The following is a 20,337-nucleotide window of genomic DNA, read 5'->3' as shown; positions in this document are numbered from 1 at the left end:
AGAGACTCGGCGATTTCCTTTTCTGCAAGGGTCAGAGTCTTCTCCCCCGGCCTCCGAAGTCTCCCTGCTCTCCACACTAATCAGGTACAATAATCTGAGAGCTTGGGGAATCCCGCCATGTCTAACGTCGAATTGACCCGCGAATCCGCACCGCCAAATCTCGAAGAGGAATGGATTCCCCCCCTGCCGCCAACGGATTTGATTTTTGATGACGGAGAACCCTTGGAAAGTAATCGCCATCGCATTGCTATGAACGTCCTGATTGAAGGGATTCATCAAGCCTATCGAGGACGGGATGATTACTTTAGCGCAGGGAATATGTTCGTGTATTACAGTAGCGAGCAGGTTCGCAATCGAGAGTTTAAAGGTCCTGATTTTTTTGTCACTTTAAATGTGGATGGAACTAAAGAACGTCAAGGTTGGGTGGTTTGGGAAGAAGCCGGACGCTATCCGGATGCGATCGTCGAGTTGATGTCACCTTCGACGGCAAAACAAGATACGGGAAAAAAGAAAGATTTATACGAACAAACCTTCAAAACTCGCGATTATTTTGTTTACGATCCCTTCGATCAACATTCGTTGCAAGGTTGGTATTTAAGTAGCAATTTATGCTATGAAGAAATCGTGCCGGACGATCGCGGTTGGTTGTGGTGCGAGAGTTTGGGGTTGTGGTTGGGAATTTGGCAGGGAACTCTGACGAAGGAAAAAGCCGATTGGCTGCGCTTTTTCGATCGCGATGGGAATATCATTTTGTTATCCCAGGAGTTAGCCGAGCAAGAACGGGAACGCGCTGAGCAAGAACGGGAACGCGCCGAACGGGCGGAGTCGGAATTAGCTCAATTACGCGATCGCCTCCAAGAAATGGGTATCGATCCCGATCGCCTATCGTAGGATGCGCGATTACGGCAACCATGGGATTTCCTGCCAGAGTGCAACAATCCGTCGCAGGAGCATTATCCGATTCAGATTCAACCCATCCCCCCCAATTTCAGCGATGAAAGCGACCCAAAATCAGCCGCCACAGAGTAATCGAAACGATAAACATCAGGAAAAACGGAAACGCAAAGACACCGGCAATAAAACACAAAACGAAGTGCCATTTCCCTCGCTGGGCGAATTTAGCGATATTCTTCTGCCATGTGGGAATTGCCCAAGCATCCAGAGGGAGTTCTAACTCCATAAAGATTTCTGTGGCAGCCTGAGATGCGGCAAATCCTTCTTGAATTCTGCCGCATTTGTGATAGAGCACAGCTAGAGATTGAAGAGACTGGGCTTCCCCTCTGCGGTAACCGATTTCGCGCTTAATTTCGAGGGATTGCTCGTAAAAGTTGAGCGCCTTTTGATATTGCCCCAATGAACGGTAGGCAATGCCGAGATTACCCAAGGAAATCCCTTCTCCATTTCGATCGCTGATTTCGCGCTTAATTTCGAGAGATTGCAGGTGAAAGTCGATCGCCCTTTCGTATTGCTCTAAAGATTGGTAGACAGTGCCGAGATTGCCCAAGGAATTGGCTTCTCCTCCTCGGTAACCGATTTCGCGGTCAATTTCTAGGGATTTCTGGAGAAAGTCGATCGCCCTCTGGTATTGTCCCAATGAATGGTAAGCATTTCCCAGATTCATCAAGGAGATCCCTTCCCCATTTCGGTAGCCAATTTGGCGTGCAATTTCATAGTGTTGCCGATGAAAGTCGAGCGCCCTTTCGTATTGCCCCAATAAATGGTAAGTATTACCGAAATTGCCCAAGGATGCCGCTTCCCCATTTCGAACGCCGATTTCGCGGTAAATTTTCAGGGATGGCTGGAGAAAGTCGATTGCTCTTTGGTACTCCCCTAAAAATTGGTATACAAGTCCCTGATTTCCTAAGGATGCAGCAATACCTTCTTGATTGTCGAGGGTGCGGAAAATTCTTTGTGCCTGTTGGTGGGCAGCAATGGCAGATGAATATTTCCCTAAATTCCAATACAAACACCCCAATCGCGTCCATCCCCAACCCAAGTTTTTCTCTTCCTCCGACGTTTGCGCTTCCCACTCCCGCGTCAGCTGTTCGTAGACGGTCACCAATTCCCGATAATAGCCCTGTCGTTCTAACACTTGAAGACGGGTATTTATCACAGCATATGCTGCCCCAAACTGCCCCAATTCGCAGAGGTGGTGGCACAATTCAAACTTGGCCTCGCAGCTTGCGAGCGTTCCATCCCAAGGGACGCTCGCCCCTTGGAAATACTCGATCGCCTTCTGATGAGCCACCTCCACCTGCCCCATCTCCCCCGCCTTTAACCCCAAATATCGCCGAATCAGGGGCAAAAACTCAAAAACCCAGTCTTCCCCCTGCCGCTGTTCCTGCCAAAAACTGCGCCGCGCCAACTCCCGCAAATCCGGCAACGTCACCTCCGCAACCATAGCCTGTGCAGCCACCACCGTCACCCCTCCCCGCAGGACACTCGATCGAACCAGTAGCAATTGCCACTCTTCCTTCAATCGATCGAAACTCGCATCCAACACTTTCCCCACCGTCGCCTCTGCATCCCCGCGATGGGCTGCGGCGATCTCCCGCAACAGCGTCACGTCATCCCGTTGCAACCGATAAATCTCGGCCGTTTCCCCGTCATCCTTCGCCTTCGCCACCAGCCAACTGGCAATCGATCGCCCGCACCTTTGTCATTGTTATTGTCAACGCGCAGAGTACATCCGGTGAGGGCGGATTTCGATCGTAAATCTCTGTCAGGGCAAAATTTTCCGCTAAACTCGCCCCGAAAAGTGCGACATCTACGCACAATCTCGACTCAATAACAATGTTTTTTGAGTAAAGATATATAAAAAAATATAAACCTCGAGTAAATTCGTGAAGTTTTAAAGAAGTGTTAACCCCGACTTAACCCCAGATCTATGTTTTTTTTATAAATTGACTAAGGTTCATTTGGGTAACACATTCGCTCGAAACGAGTCTGTAAAGTTCGATCTCATTTTATCTCGATAATTGGCAACATTAACAGTTGTCTAAATACAGTATTGAATCTTCGATTTATTTACCAAATCGAGCCAATCTCGTTTGCAAAAAACGATTGGGTATAACTTTGAGGCAAAAAAAACTAACGGCGTGCATCTCGGTTGGGGAAAATTTTGGGGCTTGTTCAACATCGCAGTTTATCGAACATAGAAAAACGCATCAACTATGAACATCCAGCTCACACCGATCGGACAATACGAAACGGGAATTTTTGACGAAGGGGCGGCAGAAATTTCCGCTTACGATTCGGAAAATAACCAACTTTTTGTTATTAACGGATTTAACAAAAATATTGAGGTTTTAGACCTTAGCGATCCTCAAAATCCCATTAGAGTTTCTGAAATTGATATTAGTGCTTTCGGGGATGGAATTAACAGCATCGCTATTAAAGATGGCATCCTCGCTGCCGCCATCGAACCGGAAGATTCCACTCAACCGGGTACTGTTGTCTTTTTCGATACCGCTGGCAACCCCCTCAACTCCGTCACGGTAGGGGTTGTACCGGATATGGTCACTTTTACTCCCGATGGCAGCAAAGTGCTGGTTGCCAACGAAGGGGAACCGGGAGACGATGTCGATCCCGAGGGTTCGGTGAGTATTATCGACATATCCGGAGGCGTGGGAAGTGCCACCGTCTCCACCGCTGATTTTACCGCTTTTAACGGCAAAGAAGAAGAACTGCGGGGTCGCGGCGTTCGCATTTTCCCCGATAAAACGGCAGCCGAAGATTTTGAACCGGAATACATCGCCGTTTCCCCCGACGGTACCGAGGCATTTATCACGCTACAGGAGAACAATGCCGTTGCCGTCCTCGACATCGAAGCGGGAGAAATTAGTGAAATTCAACCCCTCGGCGTCAAAGATTGGAGTCAAGGCTTACCCCAACTAACGCAGTATTCCTGGGATTTGAGTGGGGAAGTCCTCGGAACCACTCCGGCGGGACAGGAGATTCTCTTGGGGGGAATGTCCGGTCTGTTTTTCGAGAGTATCGGCGAAGATGGGACGCTGAATTTCATCGCCACCCCCGATCGCGGCCCCAATGGCGACCCCACCGATGTGGATGGCGACGGCATCAACGAACGGCCTTTCCCCTTACCGGACTACCAACCCCAACTGATTCGCTTCAGTCTCGATCGCCGTTCCGGGGACATCGAGATTACCGAAAAGATTCTCCTCACCCGCGAAGATGGAACGCCGCTGACAGGATTGCCCAACCTGCAAGCGGGGGAACCGGGAACGGCCTACACCGATGAAGAACCGGTGGATTTGTTCGGCAATCCCCTGGCCAACGATGCCTTCGGGGCAGATATGGAGTCGATCGTCGTCGCCCCCGACGGGACGTTCTGGATGTCCGACGAGTATCGCCCCGCCATCTACCACTTCGACGCAACTGGGGTTTTAATCGATCGCTTCATTCCCCAGGGAACTGCCGATGCCGCCGGGGAAGCCGCCGGAAGCTTCGGAACGGAAACCCTGCCCCCCGTCTACGCCCAGCGTCGCGGCAACCGGGGATTTGAAGGCATGGCCCTCGATACCGACAGCGGGAATCTATTCGCCTGGATTCAAAGCCCGATCGATAATCCCGACGTCTCCAACGCCGAAGCCTCTGCCGCCGGGGAACGAAGCGACTTCAACTCCCGCAATTCCCAAGTGTTGCGAATCCTCGAAGTTGACCCCGCCACCGGCAACCCCAGGGGAGAATACGTCTACTTCCTCGAAGGGTCTAGCGGCGTCGATAAAATTGGCGATGCGGTATACCAGGGAGATGGAAAATTCCTCGTCATCGAACGGGATTCGGGGACGGATGCCGACTCGAAAAAATTCATCTTCGAGGTGGATTTAACTGCGGCGACGAATATCCTGGGAACCCCTCTTTCTGAGGCAACAGATGAAAACGCCCTCGAACAAATGACCGCCGACGACTTGGCGGCGATGGGGGTTCAACCCGTTACCAAAACCAAAGTCCTCAACCTACCCTCCGTGGGATATCAAGCAGGAGATAAGCCGGAAGGATTAGCCCTGCTACCGGATGGTTCTTTGGCCGTGATTAACGATAACGACTTCGGCTTGCTGGATGAGGATATTCCCATCGACGGTTCCGTTCCCTTCAACCCCGACCCCACCCAAACGGTATTGGGGATTATCGAGTTTAACCGTTCCAACCAATTCGATGCCAGCAACGAAGATGGCGAGATTAACTTGCAAAACCATCCCGTGTTGGGATTGTACCAACCGGATGCGATCGCCGCGTTTGAAGCTGATGGCGAAACCTTCTACATCACCGCCAACGAAGGAGATGCCCGCGACGAAGACGAACGGGTTGCTGAATTGACCCTGGATGAGACGGCATTTCCCGATGCCGCCGAGTTGCAACTCGAAGAAAATCTGGGTCGATTGAACGTTTCCACCATCGACGGCGACATTGATGGCGATGGGGATTACGATCGATTATTTACCTACGGCGGTCGTTCCTTCTCCATTTGGGATAGTCGCGGCAATCTCGTCTTCGACAGTGGCGATGCGATCGCCCAAATTACCGCCGAACTCACCCCCGACCTGTTTAACGCCAACGATGGCGACCCCGAAGAGTTCGATAATCGTTCCGACGACAAAGGGGCAGAACCCGAAGGCGTCACCGTTGGCGTGGTCGATGGCAAAACCCTCGCCTTCATAGGTTTAGAACGGGCTGGCGGCGGCGTTCTCGTCTACGATGTCAGCAATCCCAGAGACCCGGAATTCCTTCAATACGCCCGATTCGAGGGAGATATCGCCCCGGAAGGATTAACCTTTATCTCCGCCGAAGATAGTCCCGAAGGTACGCCTCTGCTTGCTGTTACCAACGAAGTTAGCGGAACCGCTACCATTTACGAAATTGAAACCCCAGAGACCTTCACCCTCCAACTCCTCCACGCGGCAGACCAGGAAGGTGGCATCCCCGCATTAGATGATGCACCCCGATTTAGTGCCGTTCTCAACGCCCTGAAAAACGAAGATGCCGACGGCGACGGCAACCGCGACTATCGCAATACCCTGGTACTTTCCTCTGGCGATGCCTACATTCCCGGTCCGTTCTTTTCTGCCGGGGATGCGACCTTCGGCGGTTCGGGACGGGGAGATATCCTCATCCAAAACGAGTTAGGCTTTCAAGCCATTGCCCTGGGGAACCACGAATTCGATCGGGGAACGGGATTAGTCGCCGACCTGCTGCCACCAGATGCAGAAACGGGATATCCCGGTGCAGATTTCCCCTACCTAAGTGCCAATCTCGACGTTACCCTCGACGAAGACCTCGCCCCCTTAGCGACAGCCGACGAACAAGAAGCCAGCGATATTCCCGGTCAAATTGCCGGTAACACCGTCATTACCGTCAGCGGTGAAGAAATTGGCATTGTCGGGGCAACTACCCCCACCCTGGCGAGTATCTCCTCCCCCGGTGACGTGGGAATCAGCCCGATCGAATTTGACTCTACCGACCCCGACGATATTGCCGACCTCGCCCTGGAAATTCAAACTTCCGTCGATTCCCTCCTGACGGCGAATCCGGATATGAATAAGGTGATATTGCTGGCCCACATGCAGCAAATCGCTATTGAGGAACAACTGGCGGAGTTACTCTCCGATGTGGATATCATCGTCGCTGGTGGCGGCAACAACCTGCTGGCCGACGAAACCGATCGCCTGCGGGCCGGTGATACCGCCGATGGCCCCTACCCGATCCTCAAAACTGCTGCCGATGGCAACCTCGTCGCAGTGGTCAATACCGACGGTAACTATAAATATGTCGGTCGCTTGGTGGTAGACTTCGATGCCGACGGCGTCATTATCCCCGAAAGTATCGATGCCGACGTCAGCGGGGCTTATGCCACCGACGATGAAGGGGTTGCCGCTGTCGGGGGAACGCCAGACCCGGATGTGGTAGAAATTACCGATGCCTTGGAAGATGCGATCGCCACTCAGGAAGGCAATACCTTCGGTAACACCGAGGTCTTCCTCAACGGAACCCGAGGCGATGTCCGGACTCAGGAAACCAACCTGGGCAACCTCACCGCCGATGCCAACCTGGCTGCGGCCAAACAGGTGGATTCGGATGTGGTGATTTCCATCAAAAATGGGGGTGGTATCCGCGACGACATCGGCGAGATTATCGTCCCGGCCGGTGCAACCAGTCCCGACGATTTCCTCCGAGTTCCCCCCCAAGCCAACGACCTGGCTGGGAAGGAAGAAGGGGATATTTCCCAACTCGACATCAGCAACACCCTCCGATTCAACAACGGCTTAACACTGCTGACGGTGACGGCATCGGAACTGGTGGAAATTCTCGAACACGGCGTTGCCGAAACGGAAGAGGGGGCGACGCCAGGACGGTTCCCCCAAGTTTCGGGAGTTGCCTTCAGCTTCGACGACGACTTACCCGCAGGCGATCGCATTCAATCCCTGGCGATTCAAGATGAAAACGGGGATATCCTCGATGTGGTGGTGGAAAATGGCGAACTTGCCGGAGATGGCGATCGCACTTTCCGACTGGTGACGCTAGGTTTCCTTGCCAACGGCGGCGACGATTTTCCCTTCCCCGATCGCGATCGCGTCGATTTAGTCACCGAAGACGAAGACAATCCCACCCCCGATACCCGAACTGGGGTTGCCACCTTCGCCGCCGACGGTTCGGAACAGGATGCCCTGGCAGAGTACCTCGCCACCACCTTCCCGACGGAAACGCCCTTCAATACCGAAGATGTTGCCCCGGAATTCGACGAACGGATTCAAAATTTGGACTTCCGCCAGGATAGCGTTCTCGCCTCTGTCATCCCTCCGGAACTCGATAGTGGCGACAGCGACAATCCAGAGGATACGGTCTCCGGCGGCGACAGCGACGATATAAACGACAATCTAGAGGATGCAATCTCCGGCGGCGACGGCGACGATGTCCTGACTGGCGAACGCAGCGATGACGTCCTCATCGGTGGTGCAGGCAACGATCGACTCTTGGGAGAAGGCGGTAACGACTTCCTTCAAGGCAACGATGGCGACGATCTCCTCATCGGTTGGAAAGGAAACGATCTCCTGAGTGGTGGCGAGGGAGGAGATATCTTCGTCTTAGCCCCCACCCACGACGCCGATACGATCGTGGATTTTGATGTGTCTGAAGATGCGATCGGAATTCGCAGCCTCCAGTTGTTTGAGGTGAGCGTCGAGCAAATCGATGGTAATACGATCGTCTCCTTGGGCGGCGTTACCCTGGCGACGTTAGTTGGGGTCGAGGATGATTTGAGCAGCGACAATTTCGTGATGCTCTAACCCTCGATTCGCAATCGTTGGAATACTCGTTTTGGATCGACTCGAATTCTAATGCGATCGTCGCCGAGAAATGGGTAAACACTCAATTCTTTTGCGGCAGTCATGAGAATTCGAGTTGTCACCAAAACGTGGGTCACCTAGATGTAGGGTGGGCAGTTTTCCCGCTGTAATTGAACTTTTACATCGATCCTCCCACTCCCCACCTTAACCTGATTACAGCGGTTTTCAAAAACATTGACCCCCTCGAATAAATTTGTAGGGTGGGCAGTTTTCCTCACCGGGGTTGTATTGTGAATTTGCCATTGAACTGCCCACCAACCCCAAGAGCGGTTCAACCTTAATGAAAACCGCTATAATAGTGCGATATCTGCCACACTGCATCGAGCTGGAAATAAGGTGGGCAGTCATTATTATCTCTGATTTAAGCGGACTTCATACTGAAACTGCCCACCCTACTGTGTTCCAACTCCTAACTTGAGTGAAGTGATACGCTGTATCGATCGGACCAAGTGGAAAGTTATTACTATTGGAAATTTAACCAGAAGTTGACCTAAAAGCTGACAAAATATCTACTGGTTTTTAAATAATTTTTTAATTTTTATATTTCAAAAATACAATCATCAATTTAATCGAGAAATTCAAGAATAAAATTTGCAATTTTTTCGGGTATTTGATTGTTCATCCAAAGTGTTCCCTCTTTTATTTTAATCTCTTGGCTCTGGGGAATGGCTTGCAAAACCAAATGTTGATTTTCTCCTTTTGCTAACCCGAGTTCTTGTAATTGTTCTAAACCCTTTTCTCCAGACAAAATCAGAGTCTGACACTCAATCGAACGAAATCTTTCCTCCACAGAATGTAAATAGTTGGCAACAGCAATTCCCGGATAGAGTGGAGAACCCACACACTTCAAATCATCAAGGATACAACGATTATTTAACTCACTTCCACCCACAGCCTTATAACGTGCGAACCATCTTGAGGTTAAGTGAGAGCCATCCTCTTTAAGATTAAACCCCATCGCATTTTTATTGAAAATCTTTCGAATCTCTTCAATATCGAATCTAAAAACATTACCGAGAATTAGTTTTTCAACTCGCTCTGGGTAAGCGGCAGCGACTTCTGCGGCGATATAACCACCGGTGAGACTCCCGAAAAGACTACTTTTTTGGATGCCTAAACGATCCCACAGTTCAATAACCGTATTGGCATAATCCGCAACGGAATAGGTTCTGGGAGGTTTATCGGAATCACCTAATCCCATTAAATCCATCGCAACGACTTGTCGCTGTCGCATCAAAATTGGCATGATTTCTCGGAATTCATCACTGCTACGAGGTGTCATATGTAGTAACAGCAGACTTGGACCGTGACCGCCAATTCGATAAAGAATCTGACCATCTTCCGTATCTAAAAATGCTCTTTTAATACTTTGACTCATTGTCAGTATTTATAGCGTTTCGTCATCCGTTTATTGACACTAATCGAAGAAATAGGTATTTTCCATTCCCCATGACGGAAAATATGTAACGTAAAGAGCGCGAACTGCTATAACTCTGAGATATCGCGAAATGCAATCGATTATCGAACCTTCAAGGTTTATGTTCGTTCAAATTGCGATCGCCCACGCAACAGCCAGAAACTTCCCCCAAGAATGCCTAGGGTAGGCAGTTATTCCATCTGAAATTAAAGCTAACTTCGATCTGAAACGACCCACCCTACTACTCCTACAGCTCCAAATTATCGGAATTCTGAACTCCGAATTCCGAATTCCGAATTCTGAATTCTAAAGTCTCACTCCCATTCGATGGTTCCAGGCGGCTTAGAGGTAATGTCGTACACCACCCGATTCACCCCATCCACCTCATTGACGATCCGGTTGGAAATCAGTTCGAGCAAATCGTAGGGAACCCGAGACCAATCGGCCGTCATCCCATCTTCGCTGGAAATGAACCGCAGAACGATCGGATAGGCATAAGTACGACGATCGCCCATCACACCCACACTGCGCACCGGAAGCAACACCGCAAAAGCCTGCCAGAAATCGTGGTAGATATCGTGGCGGTTGATTTCCTGACGCACGATTAAATCCGCATCTCGGAGAATATTCAACCGTTCTGCCGTGACTTCCCCCACGATCCGAATCGCCAATCCAGGACCGGGGAAGGGATGGCGGCGAACGATTTCTTCGGGTAAGCCGATGGCGCGACCGACTTTGCGCACTTCATCTTTGAAGAGTTTGCGCAGGGGTTCGACCAGTTTGAACCGCAGGTCTTTGGGCAATCCGCCAACGTTGTGGTGACTCTTGATTTTCACCGCTACCCGTTCGCCGGTTTTGGGATCGACGTTGGTATCGGCCGATTCGATTACGTCGGGATAGAGGGTTCCTTGGGCCAGATAGTCGAAAGGTCCGAGGCGCTTGGATTCTTCCTCGAACACCCGAATAAACTCGTGACCGATGCGGCGGCGTTTTTCCTCGGGGTCGGTGATGCCATCGAGTTGTTTCAGGAAGCGCTCGCGGGCATTGATGTATTCGACGTTAATATGGAACTTCTCGGAAAACAGCTTCACCAATCGTTCCGGTTCGTACTTGCGCATGAACCCCTGATCGATGAACATACAGGTGACCCGATCGCCGATCGCCCGGTGAAGCAAAAACGCCAGCGTCGAAGAATCGACTCCTCCCGACAGTGCCAGCAGCACTCGTTTTTCCCCGACTTTCGCCCGAATTTCCCGGATGGATTCCTCCACAAACGCTTCCGTCGTCCAGGTGGGGTCGCAATCGCAAACGTGGTAGACGAAGTTGCGAATCATCGCCAATCCACCAATGGAATGCACCACCTCCGGATGGAACTGGACGCCGTAGAGTTGGCGATCGTGGTCGGCGATCGCGGCGTTGGGGGTATTATCGGTATGGGCGAGAATCTCGAAGCCGTCAGGGAGTTGCATCACCGAATCCCCGTGGCTCATCCACATGGTGGTGTCGTCTTCGACATTGGTGAGTAAATCCGTGGGATCGTCGATGTGCAGTGCGGCTTTACCGTACTCCCCGCGTTCGGCCCGTTCTACCGTGCCGCCCAGTTGCTGCACCATCAGTTGCATTCCGTAGCAAACCCCCAGAATCGGAATTCCCAGTTCCCAAATTTCCGGATCGCAATGGGGCGCGCCCTTATCGTACACGGAGTTGGGTCCGCCCGAGAGAATAATCCCTTTGGGTTCGAGTTGGCGCAGTTGTTCGGCAGTGGTGCGATAGGACAGGACTTCCGAGTAGACTTGGGTTTCGCGAATTCGACGGGCGATCAGTTCCGAATATTGGGAACCAAAGTCCAAAATAACAATCAGTTGGCGGTGAGTTTGAAGGGTCGGTTCGAGGGGGTTGGAGGGAGTATCGGGGAGGGTTTGGGGAGTATGAGTTCGTGCTGTCATGAGATGTGTAGATTTTGGGTTTAGATGTTACGAGAACCTTGGGGCCCGAATCGAGTTATATCCCTCCCGCGTCTGGCCAGATAACGTCTGAAACAGAATCTGGAGCGATCCCTCACCCACTGGGAGATTGAAGAGACTGACACCGATCCATCTGTGGAGACGATCGTGGATTGTAGCAAGACAGGCAACGTTCTGGATCGAACCATTCGCCAGTGGGAACGATAACCTCAAGGTACGTCCGGGAAACTACAGACGAGGCTGTTTAAAGTATCAGTTTAGAGCGATTTGGACTTAAGAACAAATACGATCGAAAATTGCCGATCCCGTCTCGCTTTTAACGAGAATTTGACGCTGGCGATCGAATAAAATCGAACCCACTTCTACCTGAGTATTGCTGTGTTTTTGAATATAAGTTCGCGCGCGTCGATCGATAGTAGCTGCAACTTGGTCGTACACCCTCTCTACCCAATTTCCGTTTGTCTTTGCATCTAGCGCTCGCAAATGCTCTAATGCCTCTTGGGTCGTCGCACTGGCAAAAACTTCCTCCACAACGTCTGCAGGGACTCCAAGACTCGCGCAATGGGCAGTTAGAATTTCCGCGCGACCGTCTGCTAGGTGATGGTGCGTGTGAAAAATCCCACCGGCTAGCTTGATGGCTTTACCGTGATAGCCAAATAATAAGATAGATTGGAGATTTTGTAACCCAGCTTCGACGAAAAGCGGACCGATCCAGTTGGCCACTTTAATTAGTCGGTGAGTTGAAATACCCATTTCAACCGCTAAATCCAGACCATTTTCTCCTATGCAGAATACGAGTTCGTCAAAGGTACGAGATTTGGCTTGCAGTTCCTGTCGGTAAATTTCCAATTGTCCCGGCGCGCTGAGGGGTTGGGAAATGCCGGTGGTTCCCAGTAGCGAGAGTCCTTCCACGATGCCAAAGGCGGAATTAGAGGTGCGTTCGGCCAGCGATCGCCCTTCGGGTAAAATGATGGTGACGCGGATGTGCTGCCCCGATCGCAGATTTCGTTCCAAGTTCGATCGCAGCAATTGACGCGCGTAGGCATAAACCGCGGCTTCCCCAGTGCGGGCGTTGCGTCCCAATCCCTCTCCCCCCAAAATTTCGATCGATTCTCCTGGGTTTTCCGCATCGGTGTCGGCATCGATTTCCACCAGCGCCCAAATCGGCGTATCCCGCGTTAAATCCAGGTTCTCCCCCGGATCGCTGCGAGTCACCGCCAGGGCCATTCTCGGCTTGAGGATTGCCACCTGTTCGATGGGAATCTCTGCGGTTTGAGGCGGTTCGAGTAAATCGATCGCAACACTCAGTGGAGTTCCCTTATCTTGCTGCGTTTCATTTGGCTGGAGGTGGCGCAATGCGGCGACGGCGGCGGCACAGGCAAAAACGGGGAGGGTGTAACCGGGACGGGGAGATTGGGATGACACAGCAGATGGGGTGATGCGGCGGGAGCGGTGACGCGGTGATGGGGAGAGTGGTCTTGAGCGTTTGTTTTTGATTCCTCAACGAAGGAGGATGCTTTGACAATTTTGCATTGTACTGTGAAATGCGATCGCATTTGAAATCGGCAATCTCTATTGGCTTTACCGAATACTTAAAATCACCGCAACCGTACAATTGCTGAATTAAAAATCCGGGCTTGCACTGATGCCAGAGGCGATCGAATCAAGCTTAAATAAGAGTATGAGGTTAAGCGGAATTGGCGCGCGACTCGGTATACGGTTTCTCGTGTTGGTTGAGTGTTTTGTGTGATTCGATGTCATGTTAAGCACCAATTCTGCCCTCATTATCATCCTCCTTCTATTCTGCCCAAAACACCCGCCAGGGTGCTTTTTTTTGTTTTTATTTAATACAATCGTAAATATTTATAGTATTTATTGTCGGTATTGTTAGACATTTTAAGTAATGGGAAGTCGGGAATAAAAAAAATATTCAATCATGGAAATAAACCAGAGTGAAGTGCTATAAATATAGAAAATGTCTTGGCGGTTCGGGAACAATTGAACAATTATTAATTCACCGAAGGGCTTTGGCAAAAGTATTTTGGTGACGATAGGATTATCCGTACCCTTACTAAATGTAGTGAGATAAAAAGATATTTTTATACAATTTTATTTATAGTCATTATCGGAGTTGTGAGGTTGACCTAAATTCTATTTTCTATTCCCCGTTCCTCATTCCCTGTTCCCCATTCCCCACCCAACTTATAAATTCCCTCTCAAAGCTTGTTCCCGTTCGATCGATTCAAACAACGCTTTGAAATTCCCTTCCCCAAACCCCTGGGAACCGTGGCGTTCGATGACTTCAAAAAACAGCGTCGGTCGATCGACGATCGGTTGGGTAAAAATTTGGAATAAGTATCCCTCTCGATCGCGATCGACTAAAATCCCCAACTCAGCCAGCTTCTCGATGGGAACATCCAGGCTTCCCACCCGCGACTCCAAATCCTGGTAATACGATCGAGGAACACTCAAGAATTCAATTCCCGAGGCTTGGAGTTGAGAAACCGTTTCGATGATGTTATGGGTGGCAAAAGCAACGTGTTGCACGCCGGGGCCGCCGTTGTAGGTGAGATACTCTTCAATTTGCGATCGGCGTTTGCCCGGTGCGGGTTCGTTCACTGGCAGCTTAATTCGACCCGTACCATCGACCATCACTTTCGACATCAGTGCCGAGTATGCCGTCGAGACGATTCGATCGTCAAAATGCGCTAACAGCTCGAATCCCAGGGTTTCGGCGAAAAACTGCATCCAGCGATCCATCGTGCCGCGTTCGACATTCCCTACGATATGGTCGATCGCGTGCAATCCCATACCGGGATGGGGAGGAAGATGAGGTGAAGAATGGGTTGCCTCGAAACCGGGGGCAAACATGCCGGTATAATCGCGGCGATCGATAAATTTGATTTGGGTATCGCCGTAAATGCGGATGGCGGCGTAACGAAGGATACCCCCCGCGTCCTCTTCTTCCGTCGGTGGAATCGCCCCCACAGCGCCTCTGGCGGTGGTTTCTCGGTAGGCGCGTACCACGTCGGGAACTCTCAAGGCGATGGTGGCGATCGCATCTCCGTGTTGGAGGACGCTGCGGGAAATGGGATGTTCCGGACTCAAGGCGGTACTCAACACCAGACGAATTTTCCCTTGTTCCATGACGTAGGAAGCGACTTTGCGATCGCCGGTTTTCAGCCCTCGGTAGGCGGTCTGGGTAAAGCCCAATCCCTTAGCGTAAAAGAGTGCAGCTTGTCTGGCATTGCCGACGTACAATTCCAGATGGTCGAATCCTTGGATGGGGCAAAAGTCACCCATGAAGCGTCCTCATTGTTGGCAAACCTCGGTGAGTGGGTTGGCAAACCGTTAGGTATCCTGTCAGAACCCTCTGCGATACTCCGCCTCGCGCACTTGTGCTGACCGTAAGCAATCTTGAATTGTGCCGTCCGACAAGTGAGCGTCGCGTGGTAATAGCCGGTCACGTATAATAGTTACAGCAGGTAAAACCAAACTAAGTGCTAACTGCCGCCTGTTAACTCAAGCAAATTAAAAGGAAAGAACCGGTGCGGAGGGGCATCCCGTATCGTTACTAAAGCTTACCGAGTATCCGAACCGTTGGGTGGAGTTGGTAAGAAGCCAGAACTCTAGCAAAGCTAAGCATCTGGAGTATGTCACGTATCCTAGCAAATCTATCCCCAAAAAAACGAACAGACATCTATCTTTGGGTAAATTGACGGTTATGGATAGTTAAGTTCCCCAACTCATACCGCGATATAATTCTTCGATCGCCACTTCGAGTTCGATGCTGGAAAATACAATGCGATCGCCTTTCTCATAAATTTCGGTTTCCCAACGCTCTCCACCCTCATCACGCACCCGACGACGACACTCCACCCGCATCGCATCCTGGGCAATGAGAACGTATTCTTCCAAGGATTCAAGCTGTTGGTAATCGGAAAACTTTTCGCCCCGTTCGCGTAGCGTCTCTGAAAGAGAATCGAATTTTTCGGTAGAAGGAGATAAGACTTCGGCGATGAATTTAGGATAGCGCTTTACGTAGCGATCGGCTCGATCTCGCGGATCGCAGGTAACAAACGCATCGGGATAGTAGAAAAATGCATCGGCGTAGCTGACTTTGACATTTCCCGATCGTACCGAACAACTGCGATCTCGAAGTTTCTGGCGCAAAAGTTCGATGAGATTGAGGGAGAGTTCGTCGTGGTCATCACTACCCCCTGCCATAGCGTACACCGAACCATATCGGTATTCGTGCCGGATGGTATTTTCTTCTTCGAGAATTAGGTAATCTTGAGGGCTAAATCCAGAGGGCGTTGCAATCATGGGATGGGAGGCGATTTCGATATTGTTATTGTATCGATCGAATTGTCAAAATAGTTTCAACCTCTTTTTCGATGCGATCGCGACATTCGGGGAGTGTCAACGAACGGACTTTGCCGAGTGTTCCGAGTCAGACAAGAGTGAGAAAATGCAATCTTCGCTACCGCTGGAACTACAACGGTCGATGCTATGCTTGAGTGTTAGCTTACGCACCTGCAAGTTTGGCTGGCAAACTCAGGCGACCTGCAGATGGGGTTGAATATCCGCCTCTAAGGAGAGATCGATTGAATCAACGTCAGGAACGAGCGATCGCGGTCGATCGCTTATTTAATGAGTTGCTATCTACTTTTTTTTGGGACTTTATCGCCTTGTTCTTACCCCACTTAGCGAGGGAGATCGATCGCGAGTCGGTGGTATTTGTCGAACCGGAGGAGTTCCGTCGTCCCCGTGTCACCGAAGTCGAGGAAACGGATTTTATCGCGCGAGTCCAATTTCGAGATCGCCCGGCTTGCGTCCTCATTCGGATCGAACATCGCCCGGGCGATCGCACCGGTTTGGCGAGGCGGATGTTACACGATGTCGTCGAACTCGATCGACACTACTCTATCCCAATTTACCCAATTGTCGTATTTTTAGATGAGGGCGATAGAGTTGGGGAAACCAACGGATATCGAGTGACGTTTCCCGATCGCCAAGTGTTGGAGTTCAGCTTTGTCTCGATTTCTTTACCTCGGTTGCACTGGCAAGAATTTCGCCAACAGCAAAATCCCGTCGCGGCGGCATTGATGGCGAAAATGCAGATGACAATCGAGGAACGCCCGAGGGTAAAAGCCGAATGTTTGCGCCAGCTGGCGTTATTGGATTTAGATCTCGATCGCACCCATCTTATTTCAGGATTTATTGATACTTATTTACCGTTAAATGCCATTGAAGAGCAAATCTTTGACTCAGAACTCGATCGAATGCAATTGCTAGAACGGGAGGGGATTATGGATATTGTCACGAGTTGGATGGAAAAAGGGATCGAACAGGGTATCGATCGAGGAATTCAGCAGGGAATCGAACGCGGTATCGAGCAAGGTATCGGCTTGGGGATTATGGTAACGGTTCTTCGACAGCTCAAGCATCGTTTTAGTTCCCTCAGTCCTAATATTGAAAAACAAGTTCGCGATTTATCTTTAGAGCAATTAGAAGTTCTCAGCGAAGCTTTATTAGATTTTGAAAGTGAAACGGATTTAGAAAAATGGCTGTTTCAAGCGGGATTTCGTCAGGGCTTAGAACGGTTGCTCATCAGTCAAATTCAATATCGATTTGGGAACCTCGATCCATCCATTGAAGAGCAAATTCAAAACTTACCGATCGACCAACTCGAACATTTGGGAAAAGCCATCTTTGAAATTGAAAGTTCCGATCGCTTAATGGATTGGTTAACCGCTGACAAGAAGAGCGAACGGAGTTTAATATCGAGTTCCGATAATTAGCGATCGTTCGGCGCGATGGCAGAATCTTCGTTCTCCAAAAACGACCGATGTAAGCTGTCACGCATTTTAATTGTATATGTGGTCTGAGGGGGAGACGGGGGGACGGGGGGACGGGGAGAGGGATTGCTCGCTCTCAAACAAGTCGATCGTATACCCAACTTAACTGCACATTCGCTTATCCGACTTTCACTGCACATCAGTCACAGCTGACCCATCAGGGTAAACGCCGCCCAATTTCGAGGTTCCGGATGAGTTTCGATCGTCGTCAGCATCGCTTGGCGTAAGGCTTGGGCTTTATTCCCCGTCGCTTGCCACTGTTGGTAAAACTCCACCATCAAATCGGCAGTTGGGGCATCGGGAACCGCCCACAGGGAGACCATCACGCTTTCGACCCCAGCCCCAATCAGGGCGCGAGATAAGCCGATGACCCCATCGCTGCTGAGTTTGCCCCGCCCGGTATCGCAAGCACTCAGCACCACCAGTTCTGCATTCAGGTTCATTTCCAGGAGTTCGGCAGAAGTGAGCAAGCCATCTTCGCCGTTGCCTTGAGCGAGAGCAATTGCCCCCGGAAAGTCTCGTACCCCCGTTTCTTCCGGGATGCCGTAGTCGAGGAGTCCGTGGGTGGCCAGGTGGATAATTTGGGCGGTGGACATTCGTTCGGTGATGGAAGTTTCCGTGGCATTGTCCCCGAGGAGGGGTTGGGTATCGAAGAGTTCCGCAATGGCAACCGCTTCGGATTGGGCACCGGGCAGGTTCGAGAGGGGCTGGGTTTCCTCTGTCTCGGGATTCCAAATACTTGGCATCGTCGGATTCCCCACGACTAACACCTCTCCCCGTCTCCCCGTCCCCCCGTCCCCCCGTCTCCCCGTCAGTTCCAACACCTGAACCGACGGTGCAGTCAAGATAGTGTGGTTTTGGATCAGGTACTCGCCGTCGGCGTTGATGAGGGCGGGGAAGGGAACCAGGAACAGGGAACTGTGAGGGATGAAGACAACGGGAGATTCTGGGTTGGCGGGGAGTAAGTCGGCGATGGGTTCGATGAGGAGTTGGTGGAGTTGTTGCAAATGGCGGGTTTGCCGTGCGGCGGTTTCTTCTGGGGATGGGTAGGTGGCAACAATGGCGGGATTGCGGACTCCGATGGTGGCGCGAGACTGGGTGACGAGTTGGGCGAGGGGAGTATCGAGGGAGTCTAAGTCCACTTGGCGGAAGGCAATATCTCCCGTGGGTTGAACGACCCAGATATAGAGAGATTCATCAGAAACGACAGAATATTCGACCAGGGTCGTATTTTGAGTGCGGGCGACTTGTTGAATGTCGGCGAAGTTAGGCGGTGCGGGGGGAACGAATGCTTCAGCAGTGTCACCGTGGGAGCGTTGTGCCATCAGTTCGACGAAAGCGCGGGTGCGTCCCCGTTCGGAGATTTCCAGGGCGGTTTCGGTTTTGTTTTGGGCGATGAGGGTGCGTTGCAAGAGGCGATAGGAGGCTGTTTGGGTTTCAAAGATGGAGATTTTATCTTCGTCGTTTGTCAAATTGGTTCGGAGGCTTTCCCAAAGTTCAATGGCTGCGAATAGGTTTTGTTCCGCTGCAGCAAAGTTCTCGGTTAGCAGAAATGCAAGACCCAAATTGCTGAGGGAGGTGGCCACTCCAGCCACATCATCAATTTCCCGGAAGATGGCTAAAGACTGCTCGTAAAACGCGATTGCCTTCTCGTCTTGGCCCAGGGAAAAGTAAGCAGAACCCACATTGACCAGGGCGCTCGCTTCCTCCACGACATTACTAATCTCCCGAGAGATGGCTAAAGATTGCTCGTAAAACTCGATTGCCTTCTCATCTTGACCCAGGGAAAAGTAAGCATTACCCAAATTGCCCTGGGCGTTCGCTTCCCCTGCTACATCACCAATTTCCCGAGACAGAACTAAAGATTGCTCGTAAAAATCGATGGCTCTCTCGTATTGCTCCAGGGAACGGTAAGCATTACCCAAAGCCATCAGGGATTTGGCAACTCCGGCCACATCACCAATTTCCCGGAAGATGGCTAAAGATTGCTCGTCAAACTCGAGCGCCCTCTCGTATTGCCCCAGGGAATGGTAAACAATACCCAAACTGACCAGGGAGTCCGCTTCCCCTGACACATCGCCAATTTCCCGGAAGATGGCTAAAGATTGCTCGTAAAAATCGAGCGATCGTTCGTATTGCCCCAGGGAATGGTAAACAATACCCAAATTATTGAGGGCGTTCGCTTCCTCCACGACATTACCGATTTCCCGGAAGATGGCTAAAGATTGCTCGTGAAACTCGATCGCCGATTCGTATTGCCCCAGAAAACCGTAAACAATACCCAAATTATTGAGGGAAGAAGCTTCCCCCGCTAGATTGCCAATTTCCCGGAAGATTGCCAGTGCTTGTTCCAATGACTGGATTGCTGCTTGAAATTGACTCGCCTGATACTGTTGATAGGCTTGCTCTAAAAGGCGCTTTGCCTCTGCTCTTCGTTCCTCCGTCGTTTGCGCAAGTACGGGAGGATTAGCCATGGGAGAAATGCTTTCAGTCGCAAGGGTTGTGGGGCTACCGAGTATCAGCGGTGTGGCAAGGAGAAGTAGGAATTTGGAGGAGTTGAGAGGCATGAGGGAAGAGAGCTGGGGCAGCTGGGGAAGCGGGGGGAGAAGAAGTACGATATATGCGATCGATTTTCACAGAAACCGAGTTGGCACAATCGATCGATACGTATGTCTGGCAATGGAGAACTTATGCAGTTTTCTCGGTTCGATCGAAATGATGGATGATGTCCC

Annotated in this window: 11 protein-coding genes; 3 read left to right on the top strand and 8 right to left on the bottom strand. The window is 50.9% G+C overall.

Features of this window, described 5'->3' with window-relative positions:
• Positions 1-117: 117 nt before the first annotated feature.
• A complete protein-coding gene (locus AC2215_RS22510; RefSeq protein ID WP_486812258.1) occupies positions 118-891 on the top strand; it encodes a Uma2 family endonuclease in 774 nt (257 codons plus the stop codon).
• Positions 892-988: 97 nt separating this feature from the next.
• On the opposite strand, the gene AC2215_RS22505 is transcribed toward AC2215_RS22510, so the two are convergent.
• Positions 989-2,626 (bottom strand): tetratricopeptide repeat protein, encoded by a 1,638-nt coding sequence (locus AC2215_RS22505; RefSeq protein WP_486812257.1) that lies wholly within the window; start codon positions 2,624-2,626, stop codon positions 989-991.
• Entirely contained in the window at positions 2,607-2,777 is a 171-nt protein-coding gene (locus AC2215_RS22500; protein WP_486812256.1) for a hypothetical protein, read from the bottom strand. The genes AC2215_RS22505 and AC2215_RS22500 overlap by 20 nt, the downstream gene beginning before the upstream one ends.
• Before the next feature lie 396 nt (positions 2,778-3,173).
• Between AC2215_RS22500 and AC2215_RS22495 the strand changes: the two genes are divergently transcribed.
• Complete coding sequence (locus tag AC2215_RS22495) at positions 3,174-8,303, top strand: choice-of-anchor I family protein (protein WP_486812255.1); 5,130 nt, start codon at positions 3,174-3,176, stop codon at positions 8,301-8,303.
• Between the two features lie 625 nt (positions 8,304-8,928).
• On the opposite strand, the gene AC2215_RS22490 is transcribed toward AC2215_RS22495, so the two are convergent.
• The 5 genes from AC2215_RS22490 to AC2215_RS22470 form a co-directional block, all read right to left on the bottom strand.
• Positions 8,929-9,741, bottom strand: coding sequence for an alpha/beta fold hydrolase (locus tag AC2215_RS22490; protein ID WP_486812254.1), 813 nt, complete (start codon positions 9,739-9,741; stop codon positions 8,929-8,931).
• Positions 9,742-10,094: 353 nt separating this feature from the next.
• A complete protein-coding gene (gene guaA, locus AC2215_RS22485; RefSeq protein ID WP_486812253.1) occupies positions 10,095-11,726 on the bottom strand; it encodes a glutamine-hydrolyzing GMP synthase in 1,632 nt (543 codons plus the stop codon).
• Between the two features lie 291 nt (positions 11,727-12,017).
• Complete coding sequence (gene cbiD / locus AC2215_RS22480; protein ID WP_486812252.1) at positions 12,018-13,169, bottom strand: cobalt-precorrin-5B (C(1))-methyltransferase CbiD; 1,152 nt, start codon at positions 13,167-13,169, stop codon at positions 12,018-12,020.
• A 777-nt stretch (positions 13,170-13,946) separates the two neighbouring features.
• Positions 13,947-15,047: a 4-hydroxyphenylpyruvate dioxygenase gene (hppD, locus tag AC2215_RS22475; RefSeq protein ID WP_486812251.1), complete on the bottom strand. Its 1,101-nt coding sequence runs from the start codon at positions 15,045-15,047 to the stop codon at positions 13,947-13,949.
• A 429-nt stretch (positions 15,048-15,476) separates the two neighbouring features.
• Positions 15,477-16,070, bottom strand: a complete 594-nt coding sequence (locus AC2215_RS22470; protein WP_486812250.1) for a Uma2 family endonuclease — start codon at positions 16,068-16,070, stop codon at positions 15,477-15,479.
• A gap of 281 nt (positions 16,071-16,351) precedes the next feature.
• Between AC2215_RS22470 and AC2215_RS22465 the strand changes: the two genes are divergently transcribed.
• Entirely contained in the window at positions 16,352-17,548 is a 1,197-nt protein-coding gene (locus tag AC2215_RS22465) for a DUF4351 domain-containing protein (RefSeq protein WP_486812249.1), read from the top strand.
• Positions 17,549-17,748: 200 nt separating this feature from the next.
• Here AC2215_RS22465 and AC2215_RS22460 read toward each other — a convergent pair whose 3' ends face one another.
• Positions 17,749-20,172 carry a CHAT domain-containing protein gene (locus AC2215_RS22460; protein ID WP_486812248.1) on the bottom strand — a complete coding sequence of 808 codons (2,424 nt, stop codon included), beginning with the start codon at positions 20,170-20,172 and terminating at the stop codon, positions 17,749-17,751.
• Between the last annotated feature and the right edge of the window lie 165 nt (positions 20,173-20,337).

The sequence above is a fragment of the Zarconia sp. genome, from assembly GCF_057467645.1.
Note: the sequence above shows the minus strand (reverse complement) of the source record. Positions and strands in the feature narration are given on the sequence as shown.

Coding starts and splice junctions, on each gene's coding strand:
- AC2215_RS22490 (WP_486812254.1), bottom strand. CDS start 9,741: ATGAGTCAAAGTATTAAAAGAGCATTTTTAGATACGGAAGATGGTCAG.
- AC2215_RS22510 (WP_486812258.1), top strand. CDS start 118: ATGTCTAACGTCGAATTGACCCGCGAATCCGCACCGCCAAATCTCGAA.
- hppD (WP_486812251.1), bottom strand. CDS start 15,047: ATGGGTGACTTTTGCCCCATCCAAGGATTCGACCATCTGGAATTGTAC.
- AC2215_RS22460 (WP_486812248.1), bottom strand. CDS start 20,172: ATGCCTCTCAACTCCTCCAAATTCCTACTTCTCCTTGCCACACCGCTG.
- guaA (WP_486812253.1), bottom strand. CDS start 11,726: ATGACAGCACGAACTCATACTCCCCAAACCCTCCCCGATACTCCCTCC.
- AC2215_RS22495 (WP_486812255.1), top strand. CDS start 3,174: ATGAACATCCAGCTCACACCGATCGGACAATACGAAACGGGAATTTTT.
- AC2215_RS22470 (WP_486812250.1), bottom strand. CDS start 16,070: ATGATTGCAACGCCCTCTGGATTTAGCCCTCAAGATTACCTAATTCTC.